A 22,164-nucleotide genomic window follows, 5' to 3' on the forward strand; every position below is an offset into this window, starting at 1 on the left:
GGCACAAGTGGGTACGCCGTCCAACCCGTTGAATTCACGCCTTCCGGCCGGAGGTCCGGGCCGGGGCCGTACGCGAAGATCTCGCAGCACGGAAAGGCATCGGATCCGCCTCCGGCCGGCACCGCGCCGGGTCACACGCGACCCGACGAACAGGACCGCGCCGAACCGGCTGACCTCGACGCAGCACTCGCCCAACGCCCGCCCGGCGCACCGGCGTTCGTCCGTGACCGGTGGCTACGCGGGCCTCTGCCCACCACCGACAGCTCTGCCCCTGAGGAGGAGTAACCGCATGTCCGCCGAGCACCACACCCCCGGCGCGAACGTGGCGGCTGCCGCCGCCCCCCGCGTACAGGAGGCCGGGACCCAGCCCGCGTCCTCCGCTCCGCCCGAGGACGCGTCGAGCCCGGTCGCCGCCCCAGAGGACACGCCGAGCCCGGCAACCGCCCCCGAGGCGGAGTCCGGCACCACCCCGACGGGGAAGACCACCACCGCCCCGCCCCCGCCCTCGGCCGCCGCCGGCACGACCGAGGCGCCCGAGGAGGGCGTCGGCGTGGCGGCTGCTGTCGGGACGACGCCGCCGGGCGTCAAGGCCGGTACCGGCGTCGACGGCGGACGCCCCCGCAAGCCGGTCCTGGCGGGGGCCGCGATCGCGGGCGCCGTTCTGATCGCCGTACCGCTGCTGCTGATCGGGGGCGCGAAGGACAAGGAGCGCCCCGACGACGGCAAGGCGCTGACCGGCTCCGACACCGTCCTGAACCCGGACCCCGCCCCCGCCGCCCTCGACGACTACGTGGCCGAGAAGTCCAGCCCGTCCCCGAGCAAGGAGAAGCCGAGGAAGAGCGAGGCCCCCAAGCCCGTCGTGCCGGCGGAGGAGCCCAGGACGAGCAGCCCGCCCAAGAAGAAGCCCAAGCCCAAGGCGGCCCCGAAGCGGAACTGGAGCACCGAGACCGTCTCCGCGCCCAGCGTCCTGGAGGTCAAGCAGGCCTGGACCACCAACCGCATCCGCATGACCATGCAGACCGACGGCAACCTCGTCGTCTACAACGAGAACGGCAACGCCATCTGGGCGTCCATGACCTTCGGCGACAACCATCGGGCGATCTTCCAGACGGATGGCAACCTCGTCATCCACAACGCCGACGACCGCCCCATCTGGGCCTCCAAGAGCCACGGCCACGAGGGCGCCCAGATGGTCCTCCGGGCCGACGGCAAGGTGGCCATCGTGGACAACGGCAAGGTCGTCTGGTCGACCTGAGCCCGGGCGGCGTGGCCCGTCGCCGGACCCTGCCGCTACGTCGAGGGCCGTGATCGCGCGACGGGTCGCCCGGCCCGTCGCGCTGCCCCATGCGTCCTGGTACTCCAGTCCGGTTGCGCGAATTTGCCAGGGCACCCGGCTGGGAACGGCTACGGCCACCGCGTGAACTTCAGAGGTTGTGCGAACTCCCGAGGATCGTGCGGTGGCCGCAGGTGATGCGTAGGCCCTGCCGCCGGAGGGCGAAGTTGGCCCAGCTCATGAAGCGGATCGCGGACCGATCAGGCCGAGGTGTTGTGCTGGTGCGGTGCTCCGGTCGACCCACAACGCCCGTACGGTGGGCGGCCGGATGGTTGTCGAAGGCGCCCAGGTGGTGGTCGGGGACGTCAACCGTCCGGAGAGCGAGGTGGGTTACGAAGCGCTGCGCCGTCGCCACCACCAGCGCTGGTCGCCACCACCAGCGCCGGATGAACGCGGCCGCGGCGCGGGCGGCGACCACGCTCTCGTCCGCTGTGCTGCCGTTCGACCGCCGATGGCTCCCGCACCGGCTCGACCGCCCACCGGCCGGCGCTCGGACCGTCGTACCGCCTTCGGGCGGTACGACGGTCCGGCGGCCCGTGACGTAGGACCCCCGTGCGGGTATGGGCCGTTCGCAGGCGGGCCGTCAATGGACTCTTCTACGGTTCTTCGGGGCTGTTCGGGCCGCGCCGATTCGAAACTAGGCAGTGGACCCGGTAGAACAGGGTGCCCCGCTTCCGCAGGACCTTGATCGTTTCGGTGCTGTGACTGTCCACGCCACCGCAATCAGCCCAGCTCAGCCGAGCCAATTGAAGCGGTGAGGCCAGGCTCGTATCCGAGGTGATCGACCGACAGGTTCCGACCCCAGCGGCAGGGGCGCATCCGATACGACGTTCAGGTGCGGCAGGATCGCGACTCGCAGGCAAGGAATGGCAGTTCGTCGAGCTGCGAAGGGCGCATGCCAAGTGGCGAGCTCTTCCTTGGCCTGCTGCGATGTGGACGTCCTTCCATCTCGTACGATCAGTCGGATCGCGGAGGCGCCGGGGCAGCCACCCGGCTTGTGACGTCGATGGGGGACTGGCATGCCTGACGAACCACAGAAGAAGGTGGACGAGTCCGAGTTCCTGGGGATCACCAAGGATCCGGCGGCGGCGCGTCTCCTGCGAAAATCGCTGGAGGCGGTTGCGGCGGGCGGGGCTGGAGACGCTCTGAAGGAGATGGCGCAAGAGGTTCTCTCCGGCCGTGTGGGTCTGCGCCAGGCGATGGATATCTCGGCGTATTCTGGCCAGCTGGTTGAGCAGGTCCATTCTGTCATGGAAGAGAAATGGGATTCGCTTTCGGAGAAAGAGCGTGAGGAGCTGGCTGCCGAAGGTCAGAGGGTCCTTGAAAAGCAGCGACAGGAAATCGAAGAAGAGCGTCAGCAGATGCAGGGCCAGAAGTCGTCCAAGAGTTCTCACGCCGGCGGTTGGTCGCTCTACTAGGCGATCAATTTCGAACCCCTTTGGCGCAAGATCGAGAATTCCCTGCCAGTGGGGCTGATGGTGGGTGTAATTCGCAAACTTGGAGGACAGATTGAATTTCCGTGTCGAGACTTCTGACCTGGACGGCTTCGCCAAACTTGTCGGCCGGGGTGCTGACGACTCGGGTCGCGCCGCCGACTATACGTCGAATGCAAAGCTTGAAGCAGAAGGTGGAAAGCTGTGGGACATGGTTGCCGGTGACCATGATAAACACCTCCACGAGGCAAAGAAGACCCTTCAGAAGCTTCAGTCAATCCTGGAATCGGGCAGCGCTGAACTGGGGAAATCATCCGAGTACTACAAGGAGACCGACCGGGACCAGGCGGCAAAGTTGGATGCCACCTACCCCGGGTCAAAAAAGACTGGTGGTGGGAAATCCGGCAAGGCGGCAGGCGATTTCACCGACGCGGAGGATGCTGCGTCCGCCTTGAAATCGGTAGGGGGCGGTGACGGGTATATCGACGGCCATGTCGCCGAGTACGACATGAATCCTGTGTCGAAAACAATTGGTACGGCACTGGATGTTGGCAGTCCATCGGCATGGATTGTTGAACTCTCCAAACTGACTATCGGATTCGATCCCTATGACTTTGTGAATGGTGTCATCCTTGGTTCCTGGGGCGAATACAGCGATTGCTCACAGGTCTGGGGTAACCTGGGGAGATTTTGTGATTCCCTCCATCGCAATATAAAGAAGGGGAATCAAGCGCTGAGCGCCACCTGGGATGGAAATTCCGCCGATGCGGCGTGGGTGTATTTCGATGAACTATCCCAGAAGATCACTCAGGTCAAAGAAGCTTTCGAGTCTTTGAAAGAAAACTACGATGCGGCCGCGCTCTATGTGTTTGAGCTCGGCGAAATGCTCAAGTCGATGCTGGCCGGCCTTGCCGACCAGCTGCTCGCTTGGGGCGCTACGTGGGTTGCATCGCGCGCAGTGGCTTTTGTTCCAGTTGGGGGATTGGTTGGTTCGGCTGCCCTGATGGCGCTGGCGGCAGCGCAACTCGTGGTCATTATGGAAACGTGGAACACAATTGCTTCGTCCCTTGATGCGGCATCTAAGGCATTGGGTCTTATCAATACCACGATGAAGGCAGGCGTAGCTGCCTTTTCGTCCGTGAAGGACTTCCCTGTCGTCGGCTCCGGTTACGACAACAAAGCTCTATGAGGTGCAGGTTCGAGGGGGTCGGGAGGTAGCTGGCAGGGGTTCACCCATCGGGATCTGGAGGGCGCTGAGCGAACCGTGCCGGGATCCTTAGGCCTGCGGTCACCACTGCACCTGGTTCGCTGATCTTCGCGGCTGAGTCATCTTCAAGGATCAGTGGCATGCGCGGCTGACAAGCCGTCCCACTTCCGCCGCCGCTCGCTGCCTACCGCATACTCCCCTCCTTGGGGGTCTGAACGAAAGCTCAGCGCTCGGCCTAGAACGTTCTTTGAGTCCTCATCAGTTCGTTGGAAGGGCTCTGTGCGCGTGAGGTGAGGTTCCCGGAGGTGTCAGGGTGTTGGCCCGGCTGCCGCGTGTCATGCGGGGGGACAGGTGGGTGGTCATACAGGTAGGGCTGGAGCCGCCCGCGCCACCGACAACCGCCGCCTGACATTCTCCAATTTTCACACTGGCGGGCACCTCTCCGGGAGGGGACCTGCGAAGGCAGGCAGGCTTACTGGCTCACCTGCCCACTCGACGTCATGGAGCCAGCACCCGAAGCGGGGCTGTTTCATGGGTCTGTCGATGTCATAGGGTCTGTCCATGCCAACAACGAGTTACCCGCGGCCCACCATCGGAGGCCGCGCCGCTGGCGTCGTCGGTCTGCTGGTAGCCCTAGGCGTCTGCGGCGTATCCGTATCCCAGGCCGCCGTCGCAAGCGGATTCCTGGGCACTGCAGGCAAGCTGACCGTCAGCGACTGCCACAGCGGGAGTGGCGGTCGCGGAGGCATGCGCCACTGTTATGGCACCTTCCGTCCGTCCGGGGCCGATGACGGTGATGGCCCCGTGAGCGATCCGCAGGCCCGAGTGAACACCCGGGAAGCCAACCCCGGCGACACGATCCAGGTCCGCAAGGGCAGCGACGGCTACGTCGTCGCCGGCATGGGTTCTGCCTGGGTCAATGTCGCTTTGGCTTTCCTGGGCCTGCTGATCGGTTCAGCAGCGCTACCCGTAACGGCGAGTGGCGTCTTTCCGCGAAGGGGCGCGTCGAATCAGGACTTCTTCGCAGCGGTACGCGGCACCCGGATCGCCTGGTTCGCCAAGCGCCTGGCGCTCGTGTCCACTGCCGGAATTGCCATATCTGCCTACCTGGCCTGGCTGTTCTGACTCCGCGTACGCCACGAACTCGGCTCACGCCCTACCCGAACACGAGACGCGGATCCTGAGACGGTCCTTACCCACTCGCTGTGCTGGATCAGCAGGCTGGCTATGGATGCCGGAGGGCATGGGGTCCGTTGCCTTGGTACAGGCCGCCGCCAGGCTCCGTCAGGAGATCCAAGCGGCGGGGGTGAGGCCCGAAGAGATGACCGCTGGCGAAGCGACGTGGCTGCGCTGAGCAGCACCAGCCCCTCTAGCGGGTGGCGCGCCCGCCCTGGCCGCGGCTGCCCTCACTCAGCTCGTACGCCGTCTCCGGGTCCGCGAAAGCAGGGGCAAGATGTTGGACCCCAACACGTCCGGCCCTGCCCCATGCGCACGGCACCCGGCCACTTGGTCGAACTCGGCGACCCCATCGAGGTGCTGCAAGCCGAGGTGTTGTGCTGGTGGGGTGCCCCGGTCGACCCACAACGCCCGTACGGTGGGCGGCCGGATGGTTGTCGAAGGCGCCCAGGTGGTGGTCGGGGACGTCAACCGTCCGGAGAGCGAGGTGGGTTACGAAGCGCTGCGCCGTCGCCACCACCAGCGCTGGTCGCCACCACCAGCGCCGGATGAACGCGGCCGCGGCGCGGGCGGCGACCACGCTCTCGTCCGCTGTGCTGCCGTTCGACCGCCGATGGCTCCCGTACCGGCTCGACCGCCCACCGGCTCGACCGCCCACCGGCTCGTCAGTACCACCGGGGCGTCCGTACCACCGGCCGGACTGCGTGCCGGACCGGCAGCCAGCGCCGTAGGACTCCCGTGCGCCGGTGGGCCGTTCGCACCGGTCGGCCTCAACCACCTGGCCACGGGGCGCAGATGACTTGGCGATGCGTCACGCCGCCGAGGTCACCAAGGAGAACACCGCGCCCTCCGGGTCCTCCACGGTGGCGAGCCGCCCCATCGGGCTGTCCCGCGGCGGCTGCACGACCTGCCCACCCAGTTCCGTGACCCGCTGCGCCGCCGCGTCGGCGTCGGTCGTCTCGAAGTACGTCATCCAGTGCGGACCGCGGTTGCGCGGCAGCGCGCTGCCCATGCCGTGGATCGTGGCCACCGGCCGTCCGTCCAGATGCAGCGTCTGGCAGTCGTGGTTCTCGGTGGTCACCGCCTCCGCCTCGTGGCCGAAGACCGCCCCGTAGAACTTCGCGACCGCGGTTTCCTGGGTGAGGAGTTCGTTCCAGACCGGTGTGCCCGGCTCACCGGCCAGTTCACCGCCCACGTGATCGCGCCCCTGCCAGACACCGAAGACCGCGCCTGTGGTGTCCGAGGCGATGACCATCCGGCCCGCGCTGCCGGCGTCGAGGGGGCCCACCCCCACCGTCCCGCCGCAGGCGCGGATCTGTTCGGCCGTGACGTCCGCGTCGTCGGAGGCCAGATACGTCGTCCAGGCCACGGGAAGCTGCCGCCCGTGCGGCAGTTCACCGATCCCGGCGACCACGCGGCCGTCGAGGTACGCCTGGACGTACGGGCCGAGTTGGCGTGGGCCCGGGCCGAACGTCCAGCCGAACAGGGCGCCGTAGAACTCCTGGGTCGCGGCCAGGCTGTGAACCATCAGGCTCATCCAGCAGGGCGTGCCCGGTGTGCGCCGGGTCGGTGCACCGGTCATCGTCACTCTCTCCTCGGACCATCGTGGTGGTCGTGCCGGGGAACGGGCGCGCCGACTTCGTGGGTGTACTGCGGGACGCCCGTCCAGATGCTTGCACCACGGAGCGCGCTCCAACCCTCGGCCGCGCCGCAATCTGCCGGTTACCGCCGGAGGATGCCCGATTTGGCATGTGCCCCGCCCCGGATCCGCACTGCGCGGTACAGATACGGCGGACCGTCGCGCCCGCCGTCCCCGGTGACGTCACGGGCGCCACAACAGCCTCACGGGTGTACGGCGCGGCGCGGGGACGACTGCGCGAGGATGGGAATCATGAATGCCATCATCAGCGCATCCGAACTCGCGAGTGTCCTGTCGGGGGAACGCCCGCCGGTCCTGCTCGACGTCCGCTGGCAGCTCGGAGGCCCGCTGGGGCGGTCCGCCTATGAGGCGGGGCACCTGCCCGGGGCCGTCTTCATCGACCTGGAAGCCGACCTCGCGGGTCCCGCGGGCGAGGGCCGCGGCCGCCATCCCCTCCCGGACCTCGAGGTCTTCGGCGCGGCGATGCGCAGAGCGGGTGTTTCGGGCGATCGTCCGGTCGTCGTCTACGACGGCGGGCTGGGGTGGGGCGCGGCGCGGGCGTGGTGGCTGCTGCGATGGGCGGGGCACGAGGACGTACGCGTCCTGGACGGCGGCCTCGCGACCTGGACCGCCCAGGGGCGTCGTGGGCTCTCGGCCGAGGCCCCGGAACCCGCGGAGGGCACGTTCGTGCCGCGGCCCGGCGCTCTCCCCCTGCTCTCCGCCGACGACGCGGCCTCCCTCGCGCGCACCGGTGTGCTGATGGACGCGCGAGCGGGGGAGCGGTACCGCGGGGAGGTGGAGCCTATGGACCCGATCGCCGGGCACATCCCGGGCGCGCTGTCCGCCCCCACGACCGACAACGTCACGGACGACGGCCGCCTCCGGCCGGCGAAGGCGCTGCGCGAACGGTTCTCGGCGCTCGGCGTCAAGCCCGAGGTGCCGGTGGGCGTCTACTGCGGCTCGGGCGTCTCGGCCGCGCACGAGGTCCTGGCGCTGGCCACCGCGGGCATCCCCGCGGCGCTCTACGTCGGTTCCTGGAGCGAGTGGTCCGCCGACCCCGACCGCGCGGTCGCCACAGGGGCGGATCCGGGCTGACCCGCCTCCTCACCCGTACGAGGCGGTGCCCGTCAACTCCCAGGTGGCGCGCCCCACTCAGTGACGCCCGCGGCACCTGGGAGTTGACGCAGCAATGCGGTCAGTCTCGGGCACACGGGAAAGCCCCCGGCCTTCAAGGCCGGGGGCTTCCTCACCGGTCCGCCGGTGGCGGGCCGTCAGTCGGCTGTCGGTCCTGCTGCTAATCCTGCTTCTTGCGGCGGGTGCCGAAGACGATCTCGTCCCAGCTCGGGACAGCTGCCCGGCGGCCCGGGCGGACGCCGTCCGCCTCGGCCTGACGGTCCGTGGTGCCGGTGAGCCGGTCCCGGTGACCGGCGACCGCGCGCGGCATCAGCACGTCCGCGTACGCCGAACCCGCGCCCGCAGCGGCCGGGGGAGCCGCCGGCTCCTCGGCGGGCTCCGGCTCCTCGCCGGGCTCCTCCTCCGGCGCCACCGACGTCTCCGGTACGACCATGTCGCCCCGGAAGCTCGGCACCGCCTCCAGAAGGCTCGTCAGCGAGTCCCTCTCACCGCTTTCGTCCGGCTCGGGCGCCGAAGCCTGAGCCGACCGGTCGGCGGGCCGCTCGCCGGACCGCTCGCGCGGCAGCCGGGCGATCCGGGGTACGAACGGGAAGCTCGGCTCCGGGGTGTCGTCCGTCTCGCCGATCAGGGCCCGCGCCTCGTCGTCGACGGCCTGTACGAGCCGCCGCGGCGGGTCGTACGTCCAGCTCGCCGAGTGCGGCTCGCCCGCGACGCGGTAGACGAGCATGACCTCCCAGGTGCCGTCGTCCCGGCGCCAGGAGTCCCACTGGACCGTGTCCCGGTCGGCGCCGCGCAGCAACAGCCGCTCGGAGACGGCTTCGCCGAGCTGCGGCCCGGTGTTCTCGCCGGGCCGGCGCACGGGTGTCTTCCTGGCCCGCTCGGCCATGAAGGCGCGCTCGGCGAGGACGGGTCCCTCGAAGCGCCGGACGCGGTCGACGGGGATGCCGGCGAGCTGTGCGACCTCCTCAGCGGAGGCACCGGCTCGTATACGCGCCTGGATGTCGCGGGGCCGGAGGTGGCTCTCGACCTCGATCTCGATCTGGCCGAGCCGCGCCCGGTCGTTGCGTACGGCGGCACGCAGCCGCTCGTCGATCGGAAGCGTGTACTCCGTGCTGTCCGCAGCCTTGAGCACCAGCCGTGTGCCGTCGTTGCTGACGGCCACGACACGCAGTTCGGGCATGGGGACCTCCCGGGTGGTGCCTGCCGACGTCACGTGCGTCGCTGCTTCCGCTAGTCGAGTGTGGCCTGCCCGGGTGCAGCCTGCCACATCATTGCCGAGTTGCCTGGCGTGTCGGGCATGCGCCCGGATACGCCGTTATGACACGGTTACTTTTTTGCAACTCTCAGTGACCGTATCGGTTGTCCTGTGCACCGTTGCCCGTGTCCCGCCGCGGCTCCACCGATCCGAGTGCCACCTGCGGCGCCCCGATGGGTCCGGCGGCAGGATGGGAAACCGGAGCCAGGGCTCGCCACAGTACTCCATTCGTGCCATGCCGGTGCAGTCGCCGCGCCGCGGAACTTGCCGTGCGCAAGGGAGTTGGGTGTGGAGCTCGTGGTGAACTGATGAGGGCTTTCACGGAATCCGCTGAATCGGAATAACTGATTCCTTCCTCAGTGATCGCCACCGGGGCGGGCCTCGGCCCGTCAACCGCCCGCCAACCACGGCCCGTTCGCGGATCGGAGCCCCGCGACAGGCCGACAGGAGGCGGACGGGGCGCGGAGCGTTCTCCCGTACGCCCGGCGCTATGCACCCGGTTGGGCGATTCCACCGCCTCGGGTGGCGGCTCGGGCGGGAGTTCGGGCCATAGGTCCGGCCGACATCGCGCTCGGCCCGTGGCGCGAACGCGGTCCGTGAGGGAAAGGCCCGAACTCCGTACGCAGCCAAGTGGCCCGGCCGCGCCCCGGAGTGATCCGGCGTCCGATCGGCTCAGTCGCCGAGGACGCGCCGCAGATACGCGTTGCCGAACACCCGCTCCGGGTCCAGCCGGTCGCGCAGCGCCGTGAACTCACCGAACCGCGGGTAGACATCGGCCAGGTAGGCGGCGTCGCGGGTGTGCAGCTTGCCCCAGTGCGGCCGCCCCCCGTGCGCGGTCATGATCCGCTCGACGGCGGTGAAGTACGCCTGGTGCGGGGTGCCCCGGTACATGTGCACGGCGATGTACGCGGTCTCCCGGCCCGACGCGGTGGACAGCGTGATGTCGTCGGCAGGAGCGGTGCGCACCTCGACGGGGAAGCTGATGCGCAGGCTCGAGCGGTCGACCATCGCCTTGACCTCGCGCAGCGCCTCCATGGCCGCCGTCCGCGGAAGGGCGTACTCCATCTCGATGAAACGGACCCGGCGGGGACTGGTGAACACCTTGTAAGGGATGTCCGTGTAGGTGCGGGCCGACAGGGCACGGCTGGAGATCTTGGCGATGCCGGGGATGGCCGCGGGCACCGCCCGGCCTGCCGAACAGACGGCCTGGAAGACGCCGTTGGAGAGCAGTTCGTCCTCGACCCAGCCGCCGATCCGTCCGAGCGGGGCGGCCGGGCCCGCGCTGCGGTTGTTGCGCTTGGTGTTGCAGTTCTCGGTGTGCGGGAACCAGTAGAACTCGAAGTGCTCGTTCTCCATGACGTGCTGGTCGAACTCCGCGAGGACCCGGTCGAAGGCCATCGGCTCCTCGCGGGCGCTCAGCAGGAAGACGGGCTCCACCGCGAAGGTGATCGCGGTGACGACGCCGAGAGCGCCGAGCCCCAGACGCGCCGCGGCGAAGATCTCCGAGTTCTCCTTGTCGGAGCACTGCAGGACCGAGCCGTCGGCGGTGACCAGCTCAAGGGCCTTGATCTGAGCGGACGTCGAGGCGGAGTCGCGGCCCGTGCCATGGGTACCGGTGCTGGTGGCCCCGGCCACCGTCTGCTCCATGATGTCGCCCATGTTGGCCAGCGACAGGCCCTCGGCCGCGAGGGCCTCGTTGAGCTGCTTCAGAGGGGTGCCGGATCCGATGGTGACGGTTCCCGCGGCACGGTCGATCTCCCGTATCCCGGCGAGGCGTTCGGGGCGTATGAGCACCCCGTCGGTGGCGGCGACAGCCGTGAAGGAGTGGCCGGTGCCGACGGGCTTGACCGTCAGCCCGTCCTCGGCCGCGGCAGCGATGATCCGGCCCAGATCCTCCGCGGAGGACGGTGCCACGGACCGTGCCGGGCGGGTGGTGACGTTCCCCGCCCAGTTACGCCACGCGGTGCTCGGTGCGGTCATCTGCGGATGCCCCTCCCCGCTCGGTTGCCGGCGCGAGCCGGCGGTACCCCAGGAAACCCACCGCCGCCGCGAGCGCCCCGGCCGCGGCCGGTACCGCGTACCCCGCGTCCGCCCCGGAGGTGTCCACCACCCATCCCGCGGTGGCCGAGCCGAGTGCCATGCCGACCGCGACCCCGGTACTCACCCAGGTCAGCGCCTCGGTCAGCTTCGCGCGTGGTACGTGCTGTTCGACGAGGGCCACGGTGGTCACCATGGTCGGCGCGATGGACAGGCCCGCGACGAAGAGCGCCACGGCCAGAAACGACAGGCTCCCGGCCAGTTGGAGGGGGATCATACTCATGGCCATCACGACCACGCCCAGCAGCCACCGCCGATCGGCCCGCCCCTTGAGGTGCAGCAGTCCGAAGACGGCCCCGGCGACGCACGATCCCAGTGCGTAGACCGCGAGCACCAGGCTCGCCGCGGCCTTGTGCCCCTCCTCCTCGGCGAAGGCCACCGTCACCACGTCCACCGAGCCGAAGATGGCGCCGGTCGACACGAACGTGGCCACCAGGACCTGCAAGCCGGGGGAGCGCAGCGCGGAACCCTTGGTGTCGTGGCTGCGCGGATGCGGCACCGGCTCCGTGGCGCGCTGGGCGGTCAGCCACAGCACGCCGATGATGAGGAAGACTCCGGCCAGCAGCGGCCCGGCCGCCGGGAACCAGGCCGTGGACAGCCCGATCGAGAGCACCGGGCCGAGGATGAAGCAGATCTCGTCGACGATCGACTCCCAGGAGTACGCGGTGTGCAGCAGCCGCGGGGAGCCTGCGTGGATCGCCGCCCAGCGCGACCGGATCATCGAGCCGAGACTGGGCACGCATCCGCCGCCGGCGGCGAAGACGAACAGGGTCCAGTCCGGCAGCCTCAGTTCGGCGCACAGCAGCACCCCGCCCACGGCGACGACCGAGACGAGCGTGGCCGGCCGCAGGACGCGCCGCTGGCCGTACCGGTCGACCAGCCGGGACACCTGCGGGCCGATGAGGGCCGCGGACAGAGCGATCGTGGCCGAGAGCGCACCGGCCAGCCCGTAGCGCCCGGTGAGCTGGGAGATCATGGTGATGATGCCGACGCCCATCATGGACAGCGGCATCCGGCCGAGAAGGCCCGCGGCGGAGAACGTCTTCGTGCCAGGGGCGGCGAAGATCGCGCGGTAGGGGCTGGCCAAGTGGACTCCGCTGGAGAAGGACCGGAGGGGCGCCGTAAGGAACGTTCGGAGCCGATACAGCTTACGGCTGAACCGGGGGTCCGGCGCCAGGCGATTTCCGGGCGCACCGGTACGACGCTCGCGTGGCACCCGTACGACGCCGGAGCGCGGTCCCGCACAGGGGCGCCCGCCCCGGAGCCTCCGCGAGGGTGGCAGGATCGAGGACATGCCCGAACAACCGGCCCACGCCCCGTACGACGCCCTGCTGCTCCTCTCCTTCGGCGGCCCCGAGGGGGAGGACGACGTGGTCCCGTTCCTGGAGAACGTCACCCGCGGCCGCGGCATCCCGCGCGAGCGCCTGGCCGAGGTGGGGCAGCACTACTTCCTCTTCGGCGGCGTGAGCCCGATCAACGCCCAGAACCGCGAGCTGCTGCACGCGCTGCGCAAGGACTTCGCCGACCACGGTGTCGATCTGCCCGTCTACTGGGGCAACCGCAACTGGGCGCCCTATCTGACGGACACCCTGCGGGAGATGGTGGCCGACGGGCGGCGGCGCGTCCTGGTCCTCGCCACGAGCGCCTACGCCTCGTACTCGGGCTGCCGGCAGTACCGGGAGAACCTCGCGGACGCCCTGGCCGCCCTGGAGAAGGAGGGGCTGCCGCTGCCGCGCGTGGACAAGCTGCGCCACTACTTCAACCACCCCGGGTTCGTCGGGCCGATGGTGGACGCGACTCTCGCGGCCCTCGAGGAACTGCCCGCGGACGTGCGCGCCGGTGCCCATCTCGCGTTCACCACGCACTCCGTCCCGACGTCCACCGCCGACACCTCGGGCCCCCTCGACGCCCACGGCAAGGGCGGTGCGTACGTCGCCCAGCACCTGGACGTGGCCCGGCAGATCGCGGCGGCGGTCCAGGAGGCCACCGGGACCGAGCACCCCTGGCAGCTCGTCTACCAGTCGCGCAGCGGCGCCCCGCACATCCCCTGGCTGGAACCGGACATCTGCGACCACCTCGAAGCCCTGCAAGGGGCCGGGGTCCAGGCGGCGGTGATGGTGCCGATCGGCTTTGTCTCCGACCACATGGAGGTCAGGTACGACCTCGACACCGAGGCCGCCGCGAAGGCACAGGAGCTGGGGCTTCCGGTCACGCGGGCCGCCACCGTCGGCGCCGATCCGCGCTTCGTCGCCGGCCTCCGCGATCTCGTCCTGGAGCGCGCGGCCCGGGAGCAGGGGCGCGTGGTCGAACGCTGCGCGCTCGGCGGGCTCGGTCCGAGCCACGACCTCTGCCACGTGGGCTGCTGCCCCGCCCGCGTCCCGCGGCCCGCCGCCGCGGGAGGCGACAGCCCGTACCCCCGACCGCAGGAGCAGGGAACACTGTGACCGACCGCCTGAAGAACGAACTCCTGGACCTCGCCCTCGAGGCCGCCCGGCGGGCAGGTGCCCTGCTGAGCGAGAGCCGCCCGGCCGACCTCGGCGTCGCCGCGACCAAGACCAGCGCCATCGACGTGGTCACCGAGATGGACATAGCCTCCGAGAAACTGATCACCGGCTATCTCTCCGAGGCGCGCCCCGACGACGGCTTCCTCGGGGAGGAGGGCGCGAGCATCGTGGGCACCAGCGGGGTGCGCTGGGTCATCGACCCCATCGACGGCACGGTCAACTACCTGTACGGGCTGCCCGCCTGGGCCGTCAGCATCGCCGCGGAGATCGACGGCGAGACAGCCGTGGGCGTCGTGGAGATCCCCAGCCGCGGCGAGACCTTCTCCGCCGTGCTCGGCGGGGGCGCTCGCCTCGGGGACCGGCCCCTGGACAGCCGCCCGTCGCCGCCGCTGGACCAGGCTCTCATCGGCACCGGTTTCGGCTACGTCGTCGAGCGCAAGCTCGGCCAGGCCGAGGTGGTGCGCCGCGTGCTGCCGCAGGTCCGGGACATCCGGCGCGGCGGGTCGGCGGCGATCGACCTGTGCGACGTCGCCTGCGGCCGGCTGGACGGCTACTACGAGCGGGGGCTCAACCCGTGGGACTACGCCGCGGGTGAGCTGATCGCCCGCGAGGCGGGCGCGCGCACCGGCGGCCGGCCGGGCGTGGCCCTGTCGACCGAACTGGCCGTCGCCGCCCCGTCAGGGCTCTTCGAACCGCTCCAGCGGATGCTCGACGAACTGGGCGCCTGGCACGACTGACTCCCCTCGGCCGGCTGTCCCTCGGGGGCCGGAAGAGCCGGCGACGGCCGATGCCCCGGACGGGCGGAGTTCCAGGAAAGGCGGAAGCTCCAGGAAAAGGCGGAAGCGCCCCGGCACCTCTCGGGTGCCGGGGCGCTTCCGCAAGGGTCGGGGCTCGTCAGGAGGTCAGTGCGCCGACTTCCACACCGTGTTCGGCGGCCAGGCGGTGCAGGTCGTCCAGCTCTCCCTGCTCCACGTCGGCGAGGAAGTCGTCGCCCGTCTCGCGAGCGCGCATGAGGTCGGTCTCCGTGGTTCGTATGCGCTGCAGCAGTCCTGCGGTGAACGCGTCCATGTGCGCCCCCTCGTCGTGGGTCGGTGGCACTGGGGATGTGCCTACGGCGGGTGACCACGGGCCCGGATCCTGCGGGGGACAGCAGGACGCGCCGAACTGCGCACGGGCTGTGATCTCGGGTGTGCCCTCGTCCTCCCCCTCCACCACCTCAGAGAAACCTCAAAAAGCGGGGAATCCGAATTTCTCGCTCCGCTCGCACCCCTTACCCCCGGTTTAAGGGGCTTCGAGGCAGGATGGAGACGCTCGGAAGCCGGCATCCGGCCTGACCACAGGCCCGTAGGGAAGGACAACCCCCGTGCGCGTACTCGTCGTCGAGGACGAGCAACTGCTCGCCGATGCGGTGGCCACAGGACTGCGCCGGGAGGCCATGGCCGTCGACGTCGTCTACGACGGCTCCGCCGCCCTGGAGCGCATCGAGGTCAACGACTACGACGTGGTCGTGCTCGACCGCGACCTTCCGCTCGTCCACGGCGACGACGTGTGCCGCCGGGTCGTGGAGCTGGGCCTGCCGACCCGCGTGCTGATGCTCACCGCCTCGGGTGACGTCAGCGACCGCGTGGAGGGGCTGGAGATCGGCGCCGACGACTACCTCCCCAAGCCCTTCGCCTTCACCGAGCTGACCGCGCGCGTCCGCGCCCTGGGGCGCCGTACGACCGTCGCGCTCCCACCCGTGCTCGAACGCGCGGGGATCAAGCTGGACCCGAACCGGCGCGAGGTGTTCCGCGACGGCAAGGAGGTGCAGCTGGCGCCCAAGGAGTTCGCGGTGCTGGAGGTGCTGATGCGCAGCGAGGGAACGGTGGTGTCGGCCGAACAGCTCCTGGAGAAGGCCTGGGACGAGAACACCGACCCCTTCACCAATGTCGTCCGGGTCACGGTCATGACCCTGCGCCGCAAGCTCGGCGAGCCGGCCGTGATCGTCACCATCCCCGGCTCCGGCTACCGGATCTGACGCAATGGCCCAGACACCCGCACCCCCGGCCGCACCCCCGAAGCCCACCTGGGACCCGCGGGAGCCCTCGCGTCCCTTCCCCTGGCTGCGCCCCACCATCCGGATACGGCTCACCCTGCTCTACGGCGGCATGTTCCTGATCGCGGGCATCCTGCTGCTCTCGATCATCTATCTGCTGGCGGCGCAGGCGCTGAACGTCGGCAACGAGCCGCTGTTCAAGCTGCTGCCGGGCAGCAAGGTCGCCCTGACCAGCAACACCTGCCCCGGCCTGAAGGAGGGGATGTCGGCCGACCAGGCCAACGTCGTCCTCGACTCCTGCATGGACCACCAGAAGGAGCTGGCGCTGGACGACCTGCTCCGGCGCTCCCTGCTGGCCCTCCTCGGCCTCAGCGTCGTCGCCTTCGCCTTCGGCTACGCGATGGCGGGCCGGGTCCTCTCGCCGCTCGGCCGGATCACCCGTACGGCCCGCCAGGTGGCGGCCACGGACCTGTCACGCCGGATCGAACTGGACGGCCCCGACGATGAGTTGAAGGAGCTGGCGGACACCTTCGACGAGATGCTCGACCGGCTCGCCCGGGCCTTCGACGCCCAGCGGCGGTTCGTGGCCAACGCCTCGCACGAGCTGCGCACCCCGCTGGCCATCAACCGCACGCTGCTGGAGGTCCAGCTCTCCGACCCCGAGGCATCCCCGGAGCTGGCCCAGCTCGGCAAGACGCTGCTGGCCACCAACGAGCGGAGCGAGCAACTCGTCGAGGGCCTGCTCCTGCTCGCCCGCAGCGACAACGAGATCGTGGACCGCAAGCCGGTGGACCTCGCCGAGGTCGCCTCACGGGCGGTGGAGCAGATCCGGGGGGAGGCCGAGGCGCAGGAGGTGGCGGTGCGCGGCGTGCGCGAACCCGTCGTCGTCCGGGGAAACGGCGTGCTGCTTGAGCGGATCGCGCTGAATCTGGTACAGAATGCCGTCCGCTACAACCACTCCGGAGGCTGGGTCGAGGTCACCACCGAGGCACTGCCGGGACAGGCGCTGCTGGTGGTCTCGAACACGGGACCCGTGGTGCCGGCGTACGAGCTGGACAACATCTTCGAACCGTTCCGCAGGCTCCGGTCGGAGCGGACGGGAAGCGACAAGGGTGTGGGGCTGGGGCTGTCGATCGTCCGGTCGGTCGCGCGTGCCCATGGCGGTGCCATCACGGCCGAGCCGCGGGAGGGCGGCGGGCTGGTGATGCGCGTCACCCTCCCGGTGTGAGTGTTCGAGGGCATTTTCGCTTTGAGTGGAATTTTCCGAGTTATCCTCGGAAATCTCCGTGTCCGACCATGTGTGATCGATCACATGGACGATTTTTCGGCCATCTACACAGTGTGATCACAAGGGGTGGTGAAAGCCGGGAAAATCCGGGTTTCCCAAGGTCCTGATCACGGGAAGTACACGGGGAGGCCCTGTGTAGTGCGACAACAGGACCGTGTACGGTCCCGATCGCCATCCAAGCCGATCACCTCTTCAGGGGTGCGGTTGGGTGTCGATTGAGTAACAGACCTTGATGTGAGGCAAAATCTCCGCCTCGGGTCGGGCACAAGTCCGGCCTCTCACGCGTTACGTGCGCTGGAGACACCGCAGACACCCAGAGGGGGAGAGCGACATGGCAACGGACTACGACACCCCACGCAAGACCGATGACGACCTCAACGAGGACAGCATTGAGGAACTGAAGGCCCGCCGGAACGACAAGTCGACTTCGACCGTCGACGTCGACGAGTTCGAGCAGGCCGAGGGCCTGGAGCTGCCCGGTGCGGACCTCTCCAACGAGGAGTTGTCCGTACGCGTGCTGCCCCGTCAGGCCGACGAGTTCACATGCATGAGCTGCTTCCTCGTCCACCACCGCAGCCAGCTCGCCGCGGAGAAGAACGGCCACCCGATCTGCCGCGACTGCGCGGCCTGAGAACAGGCGGCCGTGACGGGCTCCACGCCGCCCCGTCGGGAAACCTTCGGGCGGTGGCGGTCTCATCCGGATGCACGCGTCGAGCGGGGCCGGGCGGCCTCGCTCGCGAACGCGGCGAGCCGTGGGCTGACCAAGGGCCGACGGGGGGCACGCCTCGGTATCTCGGTGATCGTTGACCGGATCGTCGAGACTGCGCCGCGCATTCCGGTGCGCGACCTCGCCGCACTCCGCCGCCAGTTCCCCGGCCTCGCCCCCGAGGAGCTGGCGGACCGGCTGGTGGCCGGAGCCGTCAAGGGGTCCGCGGCCGTCGGCGCGAGCGTCGGCGCGGCCGCGATGATGCCCGTGCCGCCGGCGCTGCCCGCCGAGCTCGCCGCCGAGATCGTCGGTGTGGCCTCGGTGGAGCTGAAACTCATCGCCGAGCTGCACGAGGTCTACGGCCTCCGCCCGCCCGGGACCCTGACCGAACGCGGCACCGCCTACCTGGGCTCCTGGGCCGACGAGCGAGGTATCGACGTCTCCAGGCCTCTGACCGTCAACGCGGCCCTCGGGGTCCAGATGCGGCGGGAACTCCGCCAGCGTGTCCTCAAGCGCACCGTGCGCAACCTGCCGAACCTCATGCCGTTCATGATCGGCGCGGCGGTCGGCGCCATGATGAACCGGCGCGAGACCGGGAGACTCGCCGGAAAGATCCGGGCCGACCTGCGCAAGCGCCAGGTCCCCTGGGAGGCGCTGCCTCCCGCACCAGGACTGATCGAGGAGTTCGAGGAGCCGGGCGGCCCCAAGGCCCTTCAGGACCCTCCGAAGCCCCCCGGCGAATGATCCCGGGGCACCGTCCGTAGAGGGATCCGCGCCCTCAGGCCCGTACGGCCTGCAGCGCCGCCGCCAGACCCTCCGGGTCCCGGGTCGACAGGTACAGGTACGGCGTCGGGTCGGCCGGGTCGCTGACCTCCACCCGCAGAGCGGTGGGGATGTAGCTGCGCAGCAGCAGAAACGCCCGGGGATCGGCCTTGTACGTGCGCCAGGCGGCCGCCTCCTCCGCGTCCAGCACCTCGGTGGCCCCCAGGGCCTCGACCGGGACGCGAGCGTCCCCTGCGACCAGTGAGCCCGCCACCACGCGGATCCGCACCGAGCCGTACGCGCTGACCACGACCGTCGCCAGCGCCACGCCGCCGACCAGCCCGCCCAGCATCGGCAACGGGCCGAGGGGGACCAGCATCAACGCCACGGAGAGCCCGGCGAGCGCGGCGACGAGCCACCATGACCGGGGCGCTGTCAGGCGTTCTTCGTAGGACTGCATGCGCACAAGCTTGGCACGCCCTCACCGGCTGTCCGCCCGCGCGGGTAGGGTCAGCACTCGTGAGTGCACCATCTGTATCGCTGAAGCCGCCGGCGGGCGCCGCCCCGCCGCAGCGGCACCCCGAGGCGCCCGCGCCCGGTGAGCTCCTCGGGTCTCACTACGACCAGTGCTTCGGCTGCGGCGGGGACCAGCCGCACGGCCTGCACCTGGAAGCGCGTGCGGGCGAGGGCGTCAGCGTCACCGCCGAGTTCACGGTCAGGCCGGCCCACCAGGGAGCGCCCGGCCTGGCCCACGGCGGCGTGCTGGCCACGGCCCTGGACGAGACCCTGGGCTCGCTGAACTGGCTGCTGCGGGTGATCGCGGTGACCGGGCGGCTGGAGACCGACTTCGTACGGCCCGTCCCCGTCGACACCGTGCTGCACCTGGACGCGCGGGTGACCGCACGGCACGGCCGCAAGATCTACTCCTCCGCGGTCGGCCGCATCGGCGGTCCCGACGGGCCCGTCGCCGTGCGCGCCGATGCCCTCTTCATAGAGGTCAAGGTGGACCACTTCATCGAGCACGGCCGTGACCAGGAGATTCAGGCGGCACTCTCCGATCCGGACCAGGTGAAGGTCGCCCGCGCATTCGAGGTGAACCCGTGAGCCGTGCCCCGGTCGACGTGCTGATCCGGCGGGTGGACCCCGAGGTGCCGCTGCCCGCATACGGCCACCCCGGCGACGCCGGCGCCGACCTCGTGACCACCGAGCCGGCCGAGCTGGCCCCCGGGGAGCGGACCGTGCTGCCCACCGGGGTCTCGATCGCCCTCCCCGACGGGTACGCGGCCTTCGTGCATCCCCGCTCCGGACTGGCCGCCCGCTGCGGCGTAGCCCTGGTGAATGCCCCCGGGACGGTCGATGCCGGGTACCGTGGAGAGATCAAGGTGATCGTGGTCAATCTGGACCCGCGGGAGACCGTACGGTTCGAGCGGTTCGACCGGGTTGCCCAACTGGTCGTCCAGCAGGTCGAGAAGGTGCGCTTCCACGAGGTGGCGGAGCTTCCCGGCTCCGCGAGGGCCGACGGGGGCTTCGGGTCCACCGGCGGTCATGCCGCTGCGGGCGGCTCCGCCGGGGGAAATGATTACGCAGCGGTCGTTGCCGACCGGGAAGGACAGTGACGTGTTCGGACGTCGTCGCAAGGAACGCGCAGACACGGAGAGTGTCGCAGGCGCAGCCGACAGGCCGGCCGACGGCGTCGGCCCGGACGAGTTCGAGCCGGACGACGCCGCCCAGGACACCGGCGAGCACCGCCGGGTGAGCCTGCCGCCGGCCCCGCGGCCCGAGGGCCCGTGGGACATCTCCGAGGCTCACAACCCCGGCGAGGGGCGTGTGGACCTGGGGGGCATCCTCGTCCCCGGGGTCGAGGGCATGGAGCTGCGGGTCGAGGTCGCCGGTGACTCCATCGTCGCCGCGACCGTGGTGCTCAAGGACAGCGCGGTACAGCTCCAGGCCTTCGCGGCACCCAAGCGCGAAGGCATCTGGAGCGAGGTCCGCGGCGAGATCGCGGGTGGCATCACCCAGCAGGGCGGTGTCGTCGACGAGGTCGAGGGCCCGCTCGGCTGGGAGCTGCGTGCGCAGGTTCCCGTACAGCTGCCGGACGGCACCAACGGTGTGCAACTGGTGCGCTTCATCGGGATCGACGGGCCGCGCTGGTTCCTGCGCGGTGTGATCTCGGGGCAGGGCGCCGTGCAGCCGCAGGCCGCCGGGGTGCTCGAGCAGATTTTCAAGGACACGGTCGTGGTGCGCGGCGAGGGGCCGATGGCTCCGCGCGACCCGATCGTGCTCAAGCTGCCGGAGGACGCCCAGATGGTGCCCGAGGGCGTGCAGCAGGACCAGGCAGAGGGCTCGCGGTTCGCGGGCGGCGTGGACCGGCTGCAGCGCGGACCGGAGATCTCCGAGGTGCGCTGACGGCGGCTTGATCCAGCCCGAACGGTGGGCCGTACTTCCCGGTGGGGAGTGCGGCCCACACGCGTCGAGCGGTGGACCTACCGTGCCATCGGCGCCGACCCGGACACCGGGATGCGCCGGCCGGCGCATCTGCGTGGGTCCTCGCCTTCTCGGCCGTCGGCGCTGTTCCTCTACGCGTTGGGGCGGCTGCAAGGCGTGCTTCCCGGCTCGCTGGGCTTCGTCTCGATCGGCCCCGACCGGGCGTTCCACACGGCCACCTCGCTCGTCTCCAACACCAACTGGCAGTCGTACTACGGCGAGCAGGCCATGGGCCACGTCGTGCAGACCGGCGGCCGCGCGACGGCAGAACTTCTTCTGACGGCCGTGGGCATGACGGTCGCCGCCGCGCTCGTGCGCGGGTTCGCGTGGTCCCTGACCGGTGAACTCGGCCACTTCTGGGCGGACTTGGTGCGTGGCACCGGTCACGGACCGCACCCAGGGCCGGATCGCCGGATTCCTCGGCGATCCGCGGGTCAACGTCCTGGAGCTCAACACCGCGCTGAGCAGGCTCGCCGAGCACTGACGCCCCACCGCCGCACGCGGTCCGCCCCCGTACCTCCACCGAAGGCACGGGGGCGGACCGCATGCGCAGTCGTGCCGGCTACCAGACGTCCCCGTCGCGCCAGTCGCACACCAGGACGCCCTTCGGGTCGAGCCGGGCACGGACCGCCAGGACGTACAGACCGCCCTCGTCCCCCTCCGTGCGCTCGATGCCCGATGTGGCGAGCACGCAGGCGGGGCCCTGCCAGAGCTGCCAGCCCCGGGCCGTGTAGAAGCCGGACGTCCCGTCGGACGAGGACAGCGCCCCCAGCTCGTACGCCCCGCGCACCACCCGTTCCAGCTCCGTCATCACCGCAGCGCCGAGCCCCTGCCCGCGCCGGTCGGCGCGGACCGCGACCCCCTCCAGATAGCCGGTGCGCAGGGCGCGGCCGCCGTGCAGCAGGCGCCGCTGCACCACGGCTCCGTGCCCGACCAGCTCGTCGTCTTCCCACGCCGTGGCGTGCACCCCGCCCAGGGTGTGATCCCAGTCCGTTTCCGAGAAGTCGCCGTCGAAGGCGGCGTCGAGGAGCGTCCGGATGGCCTTGAGCTCGTTGTCGCCCAACTCCGCGGTGTGCGCGGCCCGTACGTCTGTCATACGACTCATCCTCGC

Annotated in this window: 21 protein-coding genes and 4 pseudogenes; 18 read left to right on the plus strand and 7 right to left on the minus strand. The window is 70.2% G+C overall.

Annotation, left to right across the window (positions count from 1 at the left end; genetic code table 11):
• Positions 1 to 289: 289 nt before the first annotated feature.
• From ACGFNH_RS11985 to ACGFNH_RS12010, 6 genes and pseudogenes are all read left to right on the plus strand, one after another.
• Entirely contained in the window at positions 290 to 1,255 is a 966-nt protein-coding gene (locus ACGFNH_RS11985; RefSeq protein WP_393652958.1) for a mannose-binding protein, read from the plus strand.
• Positions 1,256 to 1,534: 279 nt separating this feature from the next.
• A pseudogene (locus tag ACGFNH_RS11990) lies at positions 1,535 to 1,697 on the plus strand (thymidine kinase); the annotation flags it as partial.
• Positions 1,698 to 2,352: 655 nt separating this feature from the next.
• Complete coding sequence (locus ACGFNH_RS11995; protein WP_393652959.1) at positions 2,353 to 2,751, plus strand: hypothetical protein; 399 nt, start codon at positions 2,353 to 2,355, stop codon at positions 2,749 to 2,751.
• Positions 2,752 to 2,830: 79 nt separating this feature from the next.
• Entirely contained in the window at positions 2,831 to 3,955 is a 1,125-nt protein-coding gene (locus tag ACGFNH_RS12000) for a hypothetical protein (protein ID WP_393652960.1), read from the plus strand.
• Positions 3,956 to 4,777: 822 nt separating this feature from the next.
• On the plus strand, positions 4,778 to 5,098 hold the full coding sequence (locus tag ACGFNH_RS12005; RefSeq protein ID WP_393652961.1) for a hypothetical protein: 321 nt from the start codon (positions 4,778 to 4,780) through the stop codon (positions 5,096 to 5,098).
• 381 nt (positions 5,099 to 5,479) lie between these two features.
• A pseudogene (locus ACGFNH_RS12010) lies at positions 5,480 to 5,675 on the plus strand (thymidine kinase); the annotation flags it as partial.
• 285 nt (positions 5,676 to 5,960) lie between these two features.
• Here the strand turns inward: ACGFNH_RS12010 and ACGFNH_RS12015 are convergent.
• Entirely contained in the window at positions 5,961 to 6,731 is a 771-nt protein-coding gene (locus tag ACGFNH_RS12015; protein WP_393652962.1) for a VOC family protein, read from the minus strand.
• A 309-nt stretch (positions 6,732 to 7,040) separates the two neighbouring features.
• Here ACGFNH_RS12015 and ACGFNH_RS12020 point away from each other — a divergent pair, with 309 nt between their 5' ends.
• Positions 7,041 to 7,883 carry a sulfurtransferase gene (locus ACGFNH_RS12020; protein ID WP_393652963.1) on the plus strand — a complete coding sequence of 281 codons (843 nt, stop codon included), beginning with the start codon at positions 7,041 to 7,043 and terminating at the stop codon, positions 7,881 to 7,883.
• A 199-nt stretch (positions 7,884 to 8,082) separates the two neighbouring features.
• On the opposite strand, the gene sepH is transcribed toward ACGFNH_RS12020, so the two are convergent.
• The 3 genes from sepH to ACGFNH_RS12035 form a co-directional block, all read right to left on the minus strand.
• Positions 8,083 to 9,135, minus strand: a complete 1,053-nt coding sequence (gene sepH / locus ACGFNH_RS12025; RefSeq protein ID WP_393652964.1) for a septation protein SepH — start codon at positions 9,133 to 9,135, stop codon at positions 8,083 to 8,085.
• Between the two features lie 714 nt (positions 9,136 to 9,849).
• Positions 9,850 to 11,157, minus strand: coding sequence for a D-arabinono-1,4-lactone oxidase (locus tag ACGFNH_RS12030; RefSeq protein WP_393652965.1), 1,308 nt, complete (start codon positions 11,155 to 11,157; stop codon positions 9,850 to 9,852).
• Positions 11,129 to 12,361: an MFS transporter gene (locus tag ACGFNH_RS12035; protein WP_393652966.1), complete on the minus strand. Its 1,233-nt coding sequence runs from the start codon at positions 12,359 to 12,361 to the stop codon at positions 11,129 to 11,131. The genes ACGFNH_RS12030 and ACGFNH_RS12035 overlap by 29 nt, the downstream gene beginning before the upstream one ends.
• A gap of 205 nt (positions 12,362 to 12,566) precedes the next feature.
• Here ACGFNH_RS12035 and ACGFNH_RS12040 point away from each other — a divergent pair, with 205 nt between their 5' ends.
• Both ACGFNH_RS12040 and ACGFNH_RS12045 read left to right on the plus strand, forming a co-directional pair.
• Positions 12,567 to 13,718, plus strand: a complete 1,152-nt coding sequence (locus tag ACGFNH_RS12040) for a ferrochelatase (RefSeq protein ID WP_393652967.1) — start codon at positions 12,567 to 12,569, stop codon at positions 13,716 to 13,718.
• The gene (locus tag ACGFNH_RS12045) at positions 13,715 to 14,515 is read left to right on the plus strand and encodes an inositol monophosphatase family protein (protein ID WP_393652968.1); all 801 of its coding nucleotides are present in this window, start codon (positions 13,715 to 13,717) and stop codon (positions 14,513 to 14,515) included. Before ACGFNH_RS12040 ends, ACGFNH_RS12045 begins: the two co-directional genes overlap by 4 nt.
• A gap of 157 nt (positions 14,516 to 14,672) precedes the next feature.
• Here the strand turns inward: ACGFNH_RS12045 and ACGFNH_RS12050 are convergent, their stop codons facing one another.
• Complete coding sequence (locus ACGFNH_RS12050) at positions 14,673 to 14,846, minus strand: hypothetical protein (protein WP_393652969.1); 174 nt, start codon at positions 14,844 to 14,846, stop codon at positions 14,673 to 14,675.
• A 295-nt stretch (positions 14,847 to 15,141) separates the two neighbouring features.
• Between ACGFNH_RS12050 and ACGFNH_RS12055 the strand changes: the two genes are divergently transcribed.
• The 4 genes from ACGFNH_RS12055 to ACGFNH_RS12070 all read left to right on the plus strand — a co-directional run bounded on the left by ACGFNH_RS12055 (position 15,142) and on the right by ACGFNH_RS12070 (position 18,551).
• Positions 15,142 to 15,795 carry a response regulator transcription factor gene (locus tag ACGFNH_RS12055; RefSeq protein ID WP_393652970.1) on the plus strand — a complete coding sequence of 218 codons (654 nt, stop codon included), beginning with the start codon at positions 15,142 to 15,144 and terminating at the stop codon, positions 15,793 to 15,795.
• Positions 15,796 to 15,799: 4 nt separating this feature from the next.
• Positions 15,800 to 17,041 (plus strand): sensor histidine kinase, encoded by a 1,242-nt coding sequence (locus ACGFNH_RS12060; protein WP_393652971.1) that lies wholly within the window; start codon positions 15,800 to 15,802, stop codon positions 17,039 to 17,041.
• Positions 17,042 to 17,432: 391 nt separating this feature from the next.
• Positions 17,433 to 17,732, plus strand: coding sequence for a DUF4193 domain-containing protein (locus tag ACGFNH_RS12065; RefSeq protein ID WP_393652972.1), 300 nt, complete (start codon positions 17,433 to 17,435; stop codon positions 17,730 to 17,732).
• Between the two features lie 126 nt (positions 17,733 to 17,858).
• Positions 17,859 to 18,551, plus strand: coding sequence for a hypothetical protein (locus tag ACGFNH_RS12070; RefSeq protein WP_393653539.1), 693 nt, complete (start codon positions 17,859 to 17,861; stop codon positions 18,549 to 18,551).
• Positions 18,552 to 18,585: 34 nt separating this feature from the next.
• Here the strand turns inward: ACGFNH_RS12070 and ACGFNH_RS12075 are convergent, their stop codons facing one another.
• The gene (locus tag ACGFNH_RS12075) at positions 18,586 to 19,029 is read right to left on the minus strand and encodes a DUF3093 domain-containing protein (protein WP_393652973.1); all 444 of its coding nucleotides are present in this window, start codon (positions 19,027 to 19,029) and stop codon (positions 18,586 to 18,588) included.
• A 59-nt stretch (positions 19,030 to 19,088) separates the two neighbouring features.
• On the opposite strand from ACGFNH_RS12075, the gene ACGFNH_RS12080 reads away from it, so the two are divergent.
• The 5 genes and pseudogenes from ACGFNH_RS12080 to ACGFNH_RS12100 form a co-directional block, all read left to right on the plus strand.
• Entirely contained in the window at positions 19,089 to 19,673 is a 585-nt protein-coding gene (locus ACGFNH_RS12080; protein ID WP_393652974.1) for a PaaI family thioesterase, read from the plus strand.
• Entirely contained in the window at positions 19,670 to 20,185 is a 516-nt protein-coding gene (gene dut / locus ACGFNH_RS12085) for a dUTP diphosphatase (protein WP_393652975.1), read from the plus strand. Before ACGFNH_RS12080 ends, dut begins: the two co-directional genes overlap by 4 nt.
• 1 nt (position 20,186) lies before the next feature.
• Positions 20,187 to 20,975 (plus strand): DUF3710 domain-containing protein, encoded by a 789-nt coding sequence (locus ACGFNH_RS12090; RefSeq protein WP_393652976.1) that lies wholly within the window; start codon positions 20,187 to 20,189, stop codon positions 20,973 to 20,975.
• 60 nt (positions 20,976 to 21,035) lie between these two features.
• Positions 21,036 to 21,434, plus strand: a pseudogene (locus tag ACGFNH_RS12095) (potassium-transporting ATPase subunit KdpA); the annotation flags it as partial.
• A gap of 1 nt (position 21,435) precedes the next feature.
• Positions 21,436 to 21,537 (plus strand): annotated as a pseudogene (locus ACGFNH_RS12100) (potassium-transporting ATPase subunit C); the annotation flags it as partial.
• Positions 21,538 to 21,615: 78 nt separating this feature from the next.
• Here ACGFNH_RS12100 and ACGFNH_RS12105 read toward each other — a convergent pair.
• Positions 21,616 to 22,158 carry a GNAT family N-acetyltransferase gene (locus ACGFNH_RS12105; protein ID WP_393652977.1) on the minus strand — a complete coding sequence of 181 codons (543 nt, stop codon included), beginning with the start codon at positions 22,156 to 22,158 and terminating at the stop codon, positions 21,616 to 21,618.
• Positions 22,159 to 22,164 lie beyond the last annotated feature (6 nt).

It is taken from the genome of Streptomyces sp. NPDC048639 (genome assembly GCF_043199075.1).
Classification (GTDB): domain Bacteria; phylum Actinomycetota; class Actinomycetes; order Streptomycetales; family Streptomycetaceae; genus Streptomyces.